The sequence below is a fragment of the Arthrobacter pityocampae genome (assembly GCF_002927275.1).
GTDB classification, from domain to species: domain Bacteria; phylum Actinomycetota; class Actinomycetes; order Actinomycetales; family Micrococcaceae; genus Arthrobacter_D; species Arthrobacter_D pityocampae.
Map to the genome: position 1 here is coordinate 456,559 of NZ_PRKW01000002.1, position 12,250 is coordinate 468,808.

Here is a 12,250-nt window from a genome sequence, read left to right on the forward strand (position 1 = left end):
CCGGATACCGGAACCACCCGCAACGCCGATCTGGACAACCCAGCCGGACACGAGGAGACAGATTCCGTGATCAAGACCACCGAGCTACACCTGACCGCTTCCGCGAAGGACCTCAAGAAGATTCCGAGCGACGCGCTCGTGATCGCGGTCGCGAAGGGGGCCGACGGGCCCGTCCTGCTCGACAGCCCCCTCCCCGCGAAGGCCGCGCGCGCCCTCGGGGATTCCCTCCAGGTCCTCGGCATCACCGGTGCCGCGGACGAGGTCCGCCGCTTCCCGGGCCTGCCCGAGACCGGCGCCGACTCCCTCGTGCTCTCCGGCGTCGGACCGGTGTCCGCCGGTGAGGTGCTCGCACCGGAGACCCTCCGCCGCGCCGCGGGCGCCGCGATCCGCCAGCTGACCGGGCTCGAGACCGTCGTCCTCGCCCTGCCCGCGGAGAGCGTCCTGGCCGCCGCCGCCGTCGCCGAGGGCGCCGCCTTCGGCGCGTACGCCTACGAGGGGCACAAGTCCGGGATCGCGGCGGACGGCACGGTCTCCCCGCCGAAGAACCGGGAGGCCGTCCGCGCCGTCGTCGTGTACACGCCGGTGGCCGACGACGCCGACCTGGCCCCGGCGCTCCGACGCGCCGTCATCCTCGGCAAGAACGTGAACGCCACACGGACGCTCGTGAACCAGCCGCCGAGCCACCTCTACCCGGAGACCTTCGCGCAGGCCGCGAAGGAGCTCACGCGCGGTCTCCCCGTCAAGGTCACCGTGATGGACGAGAAGCGCCTCGAGCGCGACGGCTACGGCGGCCTCCTCGGCGTCGGCAAGGGATCCTCGCGACCCCCGCGCATGGTCAAGGTGGAGTACTCCCCCGCCAAGTCCGCCGTGCACCTCGCCCTCGTGGGCAAGGGCATCACCTTCGATTCCGGCGGACTCTCGCTGAAGCCCGCCGCCGGCATGCAGACCATGAAGCTGGACATGGCGGGCGCCGCCGTCGTCCTCACCACGCTCCTCGCCGTCGCCGAGCTGGGCCTGCCCGCCAAGGTCACCGCCTGGCTCTGCCTGGCCGAGAACATGCCCTCCGGCACCGCGCAGCGCCCCGAGGACGTCCTGTCCATCTACGGCGGGCGCACCGTCGAGGTCCTCAACACCGACGCCGAGGGCCGCCTGGTCCTCGCCGACGGACTCGCCGCCGCGAGCGAGGAGTCCCCGGACGCCATCATCGACATCGCGACCCTCACGGGAGCGCAGATGATCGCCCTCGGCACGCGGGTCTCCGGCGTCATGGGCGACGACGGCGTCCGGGACGCCGTCAAGGCCGCCGCGGACCGCGCGGGCGAGCAGTTCTGGCCCATGCCCCTGCCCGAGGAGCTGCGTCCCAGCCTCGAGTCGCAGGTCGCGGACCTCGCCAACATCGGCGAGCGGAACGGCGGGATGATGACCGCCGCGGTGTTCCTGCGCGAGTTCGTCGGTCAGGTCGACGGCGAGAAGATCCCCTGGGCACACCTCGACATCGCCGGACCGGCCTTCAACGAGGGCGGCGCGTACGGGTACACCCCGAAGGCGGGCACCGGCGTCGGGGTCCGCACCCTGCTGGCGTACGTCGAGGACGTCCTCGCCCGCACCGCGTGACCTCCGGGGCGCCGGGACGGCATCCCGGCCCGGCGCCCCGACCCCTCCCGTCCCCGCCGCCTCTCCCCGATCAGGTGAGAATGCGCACATCGGCCGGCAACCGCCGGACGCGCACGCGCTCCAAGTGGATGCAGGCCACAACTGGGGATAGGGTGAAAAACAAGGGTACGAAGCACCTGCGACCGCACTGCGACCGCATCAGTCATCACCGATCTATCAACCGACGCGCCCTGCGCGTCAACAGACCACGCGAGGGAGCGTCCAAGTGGCCGCATCGGCAACTGCGCAAGAATTCGACATCCTGGTACTCGGTGGAGGCAGCGGCGGCTACGCCGCGGCTCTCCGCGCGGTGCAGCTGGGCTTCACCGTGGGACTCATCGAGAAGGGCAAGCTCGGCGGCACCTGCCTCCACAACGGCTGCATCCCCACGAAGGCGCTCCTGCACTCGGCCGAGATCGCCGACGGCGCCCGCGACGCCGAGAAGTACGGGGTCAAGGCCACCTTCGAGTCGATCGACATGAACGCCGTCAACGCGTACAAGGACGGCATCATCGCCGGCAAGTACCGGGGGCTGCAGGGACTCATCAAGTCCAAGGGCATCACGGTCATCGAGGGCTCGGGCAAGCTCGCGTCGGAGAACACCATCGACGTCGACGGCACCGTCTACACCGGCAAGCACATCGTCCTGGCCACCGGTTCCTTCTCGCGCAGCCTCCCGGGCCTGGAGATCGGCGGCAAGGTCATCACCTCGGACCAGGCACTCACCATGGACTTCGTCCCGAAGTCCGTGATCATCCTCGGCGGCGGCGTCATCGGCTGCGAGTTCGCGTCCGTGTGGAAGTCCTTCGGCGTGGACGTCACCATCATCGAGGCACTGCCCTCCCTCGTCCCGAACGAGGACGCCTCCATCGTCAAGGGCTTCGAGCGGGCGTTCAAGAAGCGCGGCATCAAGTTCAACACCGGCACCCGCTTCAAGTCCGTCGAGCAGAACGACGACGGCGTCGTCGTGTCCCTCGAGGACGGCAAGACCTTCGAGGCGGACCTCATGCTCGTCGCCGTCGGGCGCGGGCCCGTCACGAAGGACCTCGGGTACGAAGCGGCCGGCCTGACCATGGACCGCGGCTTCGTCATCACCGACGAGCGCCTCCACACCGGCGTCGGGAACATCTACGCGATCGGGGACATCGTCCCCGGCCTGCAGCTGGCTCACCGCGGCTTCCAGCAGGGCATCTTCGTGGCGGAGGAGATCGGCGGCCTGAAGCCCGTCGTCGTCGCCGACCTGAACATCCCCAAGGTCACCTACAGCGATCCCGAGATCGCCTCCGTGGGGTACACCGAGAAGGCCGCCCGCGAGAAGTTCGGCGACGACCGCGTCGAGACGCACGAGTACAACCTCGCCGGCAACGGCAAGAGCTCGATCATCGGCACCGGCGGCCTCGTGAAGCTCGTCCGCGAGAAGGACGGCCCGATCGTGGGGGTCCACATGCTCGGCAGCCGCATGGGCGAGCAGATCGGCGAAGCACAGCTGATCGTCAACTGGGAGGCGTACCCCGAGGACGTGGCACCGCTCATCCACGCCCACCCCACGCAGAACGAGGCCCTCGGCGAGGCCCACCTCGCCCTGGCCGGCAAGCCGCTGCACGGCTGACGCGCAACACCCCAGGTACACCACCGGCTTGGTCCACGCCCCGAGGGCGTGGACTAAGCTCGGAAGCAGGAAATCCGAGCACGTCCAGCTGGACCCGCCCCCCGCGTCGGCCAGCTGCCAAGGAACGATCTACGAAGGAGAAACGGGCGCACTATGTCTGAATCCGTGAACTTGCCCGCTCTCGGTGAAAGCGTCACCGAAGGCACCGTCACCCGCTGGCTGAAGCAGGTCGGTGACCGTGTCGAGGTCGACGAGCCCCTCCTCGAGGTCTCCACCGACAAGGTCGACACCGAGATCCCCTCCCCGATCGCCGGCGTGATCGAGGAGATCCTCGTTGCCGAGGACGAGACCGCCGAGGTCGGCGCCCCGCTCGTGCGCATCGGCGACGGCTCCGGGAGCGACGACTCGGGCAGTGCCGATTCCGGGAGTGCCGATGCCGGGAGTGCCGACTCGGACAGTGCCGCTTCCGCCGCTCCGGCCGAGGAGGAGGCTCCCGCCGAACCCGAGGCTGCTCCCGAGAAGGCCGCTCCTGAAGCCGCTCCCGCGGCCGAGTCCTCCGACTCCTCCGCCGACGAGTCCGCCGAGGGGACCGAGGTCACCCTCCCCGCGCTCGGCGAGAGCGTCACCGAGGGAACCGTCACCCGCTGGCTCAAGGCCGTCGGCGACGACGTCGAGGTCGACGAGCCCCTCCTCGAGGTCTCCACCGACAAGGTCGACACGGAGATCCCCTCCCCCGTCGCCGGCAAGCTCCAGGAGATCCGCGTCAACGAGGACGAGACCGCCGAGGTCGGCGCGGTCCTCGCCGTGATCGGCTCGGGCGCCGCCGCGCCGAAGAAGGTCGAGGCCGCGTCGGGCGAACCGCTGGCAGCGGCACCCTCCGAGGAACGCGACGACGCTCCTGCCGAGAAGTCCGGCTCCGACCATAAGGCCGAGCAGACCCCCGAGCCCGCCGAGGACAAGCCCGCCGCTCCCGCCCCGGCCCAGGACAAGCCCGCCGCGAAGCCTGCGGCCGAGGACAAGGCCGCCGCGAAGCCTGCGGCCGACTCCGCGCCGGCGGAGGTGTCCGGAGGCTCGGACGCCGCAGCCTACGTGACTCCCCTCGTCCGCCGCCTGGCCAACCAGAACGACGTCGACCTGTCGACCGTCAAGGGCACCGGTGTCGGAGGACGCATCCGCAAGCAGGACGTCCTCGAGGCAGCCGAAGCCAAGAAGGTCACGACCCCGGAGCCGGCAGCGTCCGCTCCCGCGGCCGCTGCGCCGTCGAAGCCCGCGGCTCCCGCCGTCGAGCCCTCGAAGCTTCGTGGCACCGTCGAGAAGGCCCCGCGCATCCGGCAGACGATCGCCAAGCGCATGCGCGAGTCGCTCGAGGTGTCGGCCCAGCTCACGCAGGTGATCGAGGTCGACATGACCCGCATCGCGAAGCTGCGGACGGCGTCGAAGGACACCTTCCTGGCCCAGAACGGCGCGAAGCTGACCTTCCTGCCCTTCCTCTCCAAGGCCGTCACCGAGGCGCTCAAGCAGCACCCGAAGCTGAACGCGTCCTTCGACGAGGAGAAGAAGGAAGTCACCTACCACGACGCCGAGCACCTGGCGATCGCGGTCGATACCGAGAAGGGCCTGCTCGTCCCCGTGATCCGGGACGCCGGCAACCTCAACCTCGGGGGGCTGGCGAAGAAGATCGCCGATGTCGGTGCCCGCACCCGCAACGGCCAGATCGGTCCGGACGAGCTCTCGGGCGGGACGTTCACGATCACGAACATCGGCTCCGCCGGGGCACTGTTCGACACACCGATCATCAACCAGCCGCAGGTCGGCATCCTGGGGACCGGCATCATCGTCAAGCGTCCCGTGGTCGTCACCGGTCCCGACGGTGACGACACGATCGCCATCCGCTCCATGATGTACCTGAGCCTCACCTACGACCACCGCCTCGTCGACGGCGCGGACGCAGGCCGCTTCCTGCAGACCCTGAAGGCACGCCTGGAGGGTGGCGCGTTCGAGGCCGACCTCGGCCTGTAGCGCCCTCCGATCCACCAGGTGCGCAGGAGAAGCCGCTTCCCGTGAGGGAGGCGGCTTCTCCTGTTTCCACCTCGCTCCCTAGGATGGGAGCGAAGCACCGGATGCGACCCCCGTGTCCGTTCAACACCAAGGAGAACCATGGCTACCGTTCGCACAGCCCACACCGTCTGGAGCGGGGACCTCCCCACGGGGTCGGGGCAGGTCTCGCTCGATTCCTCCGGCCTCGGCACCTACGACGTCACCTGGAAGGCACGCGCCGAGCAGTCCGAGGGCAAGACGAGCCCGGAAGAGCTCATCGCCGCCGCTCACTCCGCCTGCTTCTCCATGGCCTTCAGCCACGCCCTCGGCGAGGAGGGGAAGACCCCGGAACGCGTCGAGACGAAGGCCGAGGTCGACTTCCAGCCGGGCACCGGGATCACCGCCATCCGTCTCACGCTCGACGCCACCGTCCCCGGACTGTCCGAGGACGACTTCCAGCGGCTCGCCCGGGGTGCCAAGGAAGGCTGCCCCGTGTCGCAGGCGCTGGCCGCGGTCAAGGACATCTCCCTGACGGCCACGCTCCACGGCTGAGGCCTCCCGCCCAGCGGACGAAGGACCCCGGACACCGTCCGGGGTCCTTCGTCCGCCGCGGCCCGGTACCGTTCCCCTGCGACAAGTGGTTCGATGGGATCATGCGCATCCTCCTCGCCGGCGCGTCCGGGACCATCGGTACTGCCCTCATCCGCCAGCTCGAGACGAACCACGAGGTCCGGCGCCTGGTGCGCAGGGCCGCCAAGGGGCCGCAGGAGGTCCGGTGGAATCCCGCAGCCGGGGACCTCGACGTCGAGGCCGTCGAGTGGGCCGACGCCGTCATCAACCTCTCCGGGGCGGGCATCGCAGGGGGACTCTGGACGAGGAGTTACAAGGAGACGCTGTACTCGTCGCGTATCACGGCGACCCGGACGCTCGTCGACGCGATGCGGAAGGCCTCGAACCCGCCCACGGTGTTCATCAGCCAGTCCGCCTCCGGCTACTACGGGGACCGCGGCGACGAGGTGCTGACCGAGGGCTCGTCGTCCGGCGGGACGTTGCTCGCCGACATCTGCCGCCGCTGGGAAGCCGAGGCGCTCAAGGCTCCGGACGGTGTCCGCGTCGTTCTGGCCCGCACCGGGATCGTCATGGCGAAGGAGGGCGGAGCCCTGCCTCCCCTGCTCATCCCGATCCGGTTCTTCGCGGGGACGTCCCTCGGCTCCGGTCGCCAGTGGTGGCCGTGGATCAGTCTCCGCGACGAGGTCAGGGCGCTCGAGTTCCTCCTCACAGCCCCGCTGTCCGGCCCGGTCAATCTGAGCGCTCCGGTGCCCGCGACCCTGGACGCCATCACCCTGCAGCTCGGCAAGGCATTCAGCCGCCCGGTGTGGTTCCGTGTGCCCGGGCAGATCCTGACCACCGTCATCGGGCAACTCGCCTACGAACTCCTGCTGGTCAGCCAGCGCATGGAGCCCCGGGCGCTGACCCGGGCCGGCTTCACGTTCGACGAGCCCACGCCGGAGGCCCTCGCGGGCTGGGTGCACCGCACCGCGACGTCCTGACGACGGCGGATCCACTCAGTCCGGTGGATCCACTCAGTCGGGCGGCGCCACGACCGAGTGGATCCGCCACCCCTCGCCTGAGGTCCACAGGACGAAGACCAGGTCCTGCAAGGCGGCGTCCCTCGGCGTCGTCGACCCGGGCCGCTGCGATGCCGGGGCCGCCGTCTCGGTGTAGGACGACAGCGCTGCCCTTGCCCGGACCACGGAGACCCTGGTTCCGGGCGGGGGTTCGGCGACCACCGGCAGGTTCGCGAGCCCCGGCAGGCCGGCCAGGGCCGCATCCGTCAGGGCGACCGGGTCCCGGATGGCGATCGACAGGTTCCGGAGCGCCCTGCCCGTCCCCGCGAGCGCGCTGACCGCTTCGTGGTCCGTCGCCATGGCAGGGGATCCCTCGACGTCGACCCGTGCGAGCAGGTCGGGATCGGCCTGCGTGAAGGCCTGTGCCCGCAGGGCCGCCAGGCCCTCCAGCGCCACGGCGGGATCATCGGCCCGCGCTGCCCGATCCGCGTCCGCGCCACCGGCAGCACTCTCCCCCGAGGCATCGTCCCGGTCCGACGGTTCCGTCCCGGCGCGGGCGGTCCTGTCCGACGGGCCCGGAGCCGCAGGATCGGGCCCGGCAGCGGACGGCACCTGATCGGGAGCGCCCGCGGTGGTCACGGACGGCGGATCGGGAGCATGGCCGACCGCGGGCTCCGAACGGAATCCGTCGACGGTCAGGACCATCCCTGCGACGAGCAGGGCGACAGCGGCCACACCGGCCAGGGCGGCCACCACGACGCGGGCCCGCCGGTCCCGTCGAATCGGGCCCACCCGCTGCCCATGGAGCAGGGTTGCGCGGCGCCGTCCCCTGCGGGGGCGCACGTCCCCGCGCCGTCTCCTCAGGACGCGTTCCGGCTGCGACCTTCCTGCGGACGGGCGCCCTGCCCTTTCGGCATCGCGGCCTCCTGGCACTCCCCCGTGGGCGCGCGAGCGCCGGCCCGTCATCCGCCTCCCCCGGGACCGCGGATCACCGGCGGGGGTGTCGGTGCGCCGGGTCAGCAGGTCAGGCAGCACGCTTGCATGCACGGCCGGGACGAGGTCGACGGGAACCGGCATGGACACAGCCAGCAGTCCGCGGGCGAAGTCCTCCGCGGTGGGTCGTCGGACCCTGTCGGAGCTCAGCGCGTCCTCGACGAGCTGCATGAGTTCCAGGGGCGCCTCCGGGACGATCAGCACGAGGGGCGGCCGCTGCTCGGCGGGTCCGGGGACACGACCGGTCAGGGCGAACCAGGCCACGGCCGCCAGGGCGAAGACATCGGCGCCGGGCTCGAACGATCCGTCGTGGAGCGGGTCGAGGAAGCCGGGCGTTCCCGAAATTCCTCCCCGTGCGGCGCCCAGCAGTCGACCGGTCCCGAAGTCGGCGAGGAGCGGCTTGCCCTCGGCCGTGAAGAGGATGTTTCCCGGCGTCACGTCGCCGTGCAGGGCGCCGGCGGCGTGCAGGTAGCCGAGCGCCTGTGCCACCGGGACCAGGGCGGTCACGACCTCGGGGACCGGCAGCGGGCCGCGAGTCGTCACGAGGCCGAGGAGCGAGCCGCCGGGGGCGAGGTCCATCAGCAGACCGGGGCCGTGGTCCGTCCCGACGATGCCGTGGACCGGAACGAGGTGGTCGTGGGTGAAGCGTTGCAGGAGCCTCAGTTCGCGCGCGAGCACGCCGGGGTCGGGGGCTTCCGTGACGCCGGTGTCGGCGCCGCCCGTGCCGCGTTCGACGCCCGACGCGGCAGCCGGAGCCGGAGTCGCCGGTCCGACCGGCGCCGGCCCCGGGGCGGGAGCCGCACCCCCGGAGGCGGCACGTCTCGCGCGCCGGCTCGGCGCCGCAGCCGAGACCACGACCTGCGCCTCCGCAGAGCGGCGCGCAGCCTGCTGCTCCGCAGGGCCCGGATCGTCCGGAGCGACCACCTTCAGCGCAAACCGCCGTCCGTCACCGTCCGTCACCAGCCACACCGCGGAGGAACCACCCCTGCCCAGGAGACGCCCCACCCGCAGGCCCGGGACGGCCGGCCGCTCCCGATCGGTGGGCTCGGTGGCCCACCCATCGGGAGCGACCGGCGGATCGGACGACAGCGCGGCGTCCTCCGGGGCCGCGCCCGATGGCGTACCCGCTGTGACGCGCGATGACCGCCCCGCCTCCGTCACTCCCGCGTCCTCGTTCATGGTCCAGTTCTAGGCCATGCAGACGCCTCCATCAGCGTTATCCACAGCCCGGCCCGACAAGCGACCGGAAGTGATTGCAGGAGTAGAACATATGTTCTATTTTTAACGCACAGTCCCGACGAGGCAGGTAATCATGAAACGCATTCCCAGCGACCCGGTCGAGGCATGGCGTCCGGTGGACGAGTCGGTCGGACTCACCTTCGAGGACGTCACGGGCGTCCCGCAGCCCTGCCGACTGCGCTGGCGCGGCTCCCTGTGGCACGTGCTGGGCCCGAGCCGCCACTGGTCCACCTGGCGGGCCCTGCCCTCGACACCGACCGGCATGGAGGACGTCCGGCCCATCCACCCGTGGCGGACCGACTTCTGGCGCTTCCGGGCCCAGACCGGCCCCGTGTCCCCGATCCTCCACTTCGAGGTGCGCCGCGCCGGGACGGACTGGCGGCTGGTCCGCCTCGGTGCCACCTTCGATCTCCCGCCCGCTCCGAGGACCGGCGCAACCATCCGCACTGACCGCGCGGGGCCGCTGGTCCAGTAGCCGGCTCCAGGGCAGAGCCAGATGGCAGGAGGGTGTCACTGCACAGGACTAGGCTTATCCCATGACTCTTGTGCTGTCGCGCGTCGGACTGGCTCCGGATTACATCGAGTACACCCAGGGGTGGGAGATGCAGAAGGCGCTCCACGCCCAGGTGGTGGCGGGCTCCGCGCCGAGCACCGTCCTCATCCTCGAGCACGACGCCGTGTACACCGCCGGCAAGCGGACCGAGGAGCACGAGCGGCCCTTCGACGGAACGCCCGTGGTGCCCGTCGATCGTGGCGGGAAGCTCACCTGGCACGGCCCGGGGCAGCTGGTCGGCTACCCCGTCCTCGCGCTGCGGGATCCGGCGCGCGTCGCCGACTACGTCCACATCCTGGAGGAGGTCATCATCGCCTCGCTGCGCCCCCTCGGGATCGACGGCATCAGGATCGAGGGGCGGTCCGGTGTGTGGCTCGCGGAGACCGGCTCGCAGCCCGCGCGCAAGATCGCGGCGATCGGCATCCGGGTCAGGAACCGCGTCACGATGCACGGCTTCGCCATCAACTGCAGCAACGACCTCGCACCCTTCCAGCAGATCGTCCCCTGCGGTATCACCGACGCCGGGGTCACCTCGATCTCCGCCGAATGCGGCCGCACCGTCACGCCTGCCGATCTCGTGTCGTCGATCGAAGCCGAACTGCGCAAGAATGAGGCTGTACTGGTGGGCAAGGACGACGCCGAAGCACCCGATCACTACCCTGCTGGTGCCGGCGGTCTGCCCGCCCCCGCCCAGAACCAGCCAGAAGGAGCTTCCCTGTGAGTCTTGCACCCGAGGGCCGCCGACTGCTGCGCGTCGAGGCGCGCAACGCCGAGACACCGGTGGAGCGAAAGCCCGACTGGATCAAGGCGAAGGTCAACATCGGCCCCGAATTCGTCGCCATGAAGAACCTCGTGAAGAAGGAGGGCCTGCACACCGTCTGCGAGGAGGCGGGGTGCCCCAACATCTTCGAGTGCTGGGAGGACCGCGAGGCCACCTTCCTCATCGGCGGCTCCGAATGCACCCGCCGGTGCGACTTCTGCCAGATCGACACCGGCAAGCCGCAGCCCCTCGACCGCAGTGAGCCCTTCAAGGTCGCGCAGTCGGTGCAGTCCATGAACCTGCGGTACGCCACCGTCACCGGTGTCGCACGTGACGACCTGCCCGATGAGGGTGTCTGGCTGTACGCCGAGACCATCCGGCAGATCCACAGCATGAACCCGGGCACGGGCGTGGAGATCCTCATCCCCGATTTCTCCGGCCGTCCCGAGCACATCGCTGCGATCTGCGATGCCGCCCCGGAGGTCTTCGCGCACAACGTCGAGACCGTCCCCCGCATCTTCAAGCGGATCCGCCCGGCGTTCCGGTACGAGCGCTCCCTCGACGTCATCACGCAGGGGCGCGACCGCGGCATGGTCACGAAATCGAACCTCATCCTCGGCATGGGCGAGACCCGGGAGGAGATCTCCGAGGCCCTTCGCGACCTGCACGAGGCCGGCTGCGACCTCATCACGATCACGCAGTACCTGCGCCCGAGCGAGCGCCACCTGCCCGTCGACCGGTGGGTCAAGCCCGCCGAGTTCGTCGAGCTGAGCGAGGAAGCGGAGGCGATCGGGTTCCTCGGCGTCATGAGTGGGCCCCTCGTGCGCTCCTCGTACAGGGCGGGCCGCCTCTGGGCGCGCGCCATGCGCAAGAAGGGCCTGGAGCTCCCCCCGGAGCTCGCCCACCTGGACGAATCCGGGTCCGCCCTGCAGGAAGCGTCCTCGCTCCTCGCCGGCTGACGCGTCCGCCGCCCACGACGGCGGACCGCGCCGCGGTCGGCTCCCCGCCATCCCGTAGAATCGAAGAACTATGTCGCACACGATCGATCCTTCCGGTTCCCCCACGCCCAAACGCCGTCTTTTCTCGCGCAAGCCGAAGCCTGGGAAGGGCCCGAAGAAAACCGGGCGGATGAAGCAGATCCGCGAAGTCTTCAAGATGACGCGGCGCAACGATCCGAGCGTCGTCTGGTTCATGCTGCTCGCGTTCGTCGGCATCATCGCGCTCGGGCTGCTGATCGGGTTGCTGATCGACAACGTCATCACGCTGATGATCATCGCCGTCCCGCTCGCGTTCCTCGCGGCGATCTTCATCCTGTCCCGCCGGGCCGAACGCGCGGCGTTCTCGCAGATCGAGGGAAGGCCCGGCGCGGCCGGTGCAGCGCTCAGCGTGCTGCGGCGCGGCTGGATCCTGCAGGAGCAGCCCGTCGCCGTCAACCCGCGCACCCAGGACGCCGTGTTCCGCGTGATCGGTCGCCCGGGAGTCATCCTCGTCTCGGAGGGCCCGTCCACGCGGGTCAAGCAGCTCGTGGACGGCGAGAAGCGCAAGATGTCCCGCATCATCCCGAACGTCCCCGTCCATGTCATCGAGACCGGGCGTGACGAGCGTCAGGTCCCCCTCGCGAAGCTCCCGAAGACCGTGCAGAAGCTCAAGAAGACCCTCACCAAGCAGGAGGTGTCCGCCGTCGACAAGCGACTGAGCGCCCTCGGGACGAAGCTCCCGATCCCCAAGGGCGTGGACCCGTTCAAGGCTCGCCCGGACCGCAAGGCCATGCGCGGGCGCTGACCTCCGGATAGCGGCACGCGAAGAGCCCCTCCCGACGGGAGGGGCTCTTCGCGTGT

Annotated in this window: 10 protein-coding genes; 9 read left to right on the forward strand and 1 reads right to left on the reverse strand. The window is 70.5% G+C overall.

Annotated elements, in window-relative coordinates; translation table 11 throughout:
• Positions 1–66 precede the first annotated feature (66 nt).
• The 5 genes from C4K88_RS06000 (at position 67) to C4K88_RS06020 (ending at position 6,849) form a co-directional block, all read left to right on the forward strand.
• Complete coding sequence (locus tag C4K88_RS06000) at positions 67–1,614, forward strand: leucyl aminopeptidase (protein ID WP_104120700.1); 1,548 nt, start codon at positions 67–69, stop codon at positions 1,612–1,614.
• Positions 1,615–1,879: 265 nt separating this feature from the next.
• Complete coding sequence (lpdA, locus tag C4K88_RS06005) at positions 1,880–3,262, forward strand: dihydrolipoyl dehydrogenase (RefSeq protein ID WP_104120701.1); 1,383 nt, start codon at positions 1,880–1,882, stop codon at positions 3,260–3,262.
• 153 nt (positions 3,263–3,415) lie between these two features.
• Positions 3,416–5,281, forward strand: coding sequence for a 2-oxoglutarate dehydrogenase, E2 component, dihydrolipoamide succinyltransferase (sucB, locus tag C4K88_RS06010; protein WP_104120702.1), 1,866 nt, complete (start codon positions 3,416–3,418; stop codon positions 5,279–5,281).
• A gap of 138 nt (positions 5,282–5,419) precedes the next feature.
• Positions 5,420–5,851, forward strand: coding sequence for an OsmC family protein (locus C4K88_RS06015; protein ID WP_104120703.1), 432 nt, complete (start codon positions 5,420–5,422; stop codon positions 5,849–5,851).
• Between the two features lie 101 nt (positions 5,852–5,952).
• A complete protein-coding gene (locus C4K88_RS06020; protein WP_104120704.1) occupies positions 5,953–6,849 on the forward strand; it encodes a TIGR01777 family oxidoreductase in 897 nt (298 codons plus the stop codon).
• A 33-nt stretch (positions 6,850–6,882) separates the two neighbouring features.
• Here C4K88_RS06020 and C4K88_RS06025 read toward each other — a convergent pair whose 3' ends face one another.
• Positions 6,883–9,039, reverse strand: a complete 2,157-nt coding sequence (locus C4K88_RS06025) for a serine/threonine-protein kinase (RefSeq protein WP_104120705.1) — start codon at positions 9,037–9,039, stop codon at positions 6,883–6,885.
• A gap of 133 nt (positions 9,040–9,172) precedes the next feature.
• Between C4K88_RS06025 and C4K88_RS06030 the strand changes: the two genes are divergently transcribed.
• The 4 genes from C4K88_RS06030 (at position 9,173) to C4K88_RS06045 (ending at position 12,194) form a co-directional block, all read left to right on the forward strand.
• Complete coding sequence (locus C4K88_RS06030) at positions 9,173–9,574, forward strand: hypothetical protein (protein ID WP_104120706.1); 402 nt, start codon at positions 9,173–9,175, stop codon at positions 9,572–9,574.
• 61 nt (positions 9,575–9,635) lie between these two features.
• On the forward strand, positions 9,636–10,373 hold the full coding sequence (gene lipB / locus C4K88_RS06035) for a lipoyl(octanoyl) transferase LipB (RefSeq protein ID WP_104120707.1): 738 nt from the start codon (positions 9,636–9,638) through the stop codon (positions 10,371–10,373).
• Complete coding sequence (gene lipA, locus C4K88_RS06040; protein ID WP_104120708.1) at positions 10,370–11,371, forward strand: lipoyl synthase; 1,002 nt, start codon at positions 10,370–10,372, stop codon at positions 11,369–11,371. The genes lipB and lipA overlap by 4 nt, the downstream gene beginning before the upstream one ends.
• Before the next feature lie 70 nt (positions 11,372–11,441).
• Positions 11,442–12,194, forward strand: coding sequence for a DUF4191 domain-containing protein (locus tag C4K88_RS06045; RefSeq protein ID WP_104120709.1), 753 nt, complete (start codon positions 11,442–11,444; stop codon positions 12,192–12,194).
• Positions 12,195–12,250 lie beyond the last annotated feature (56 nt).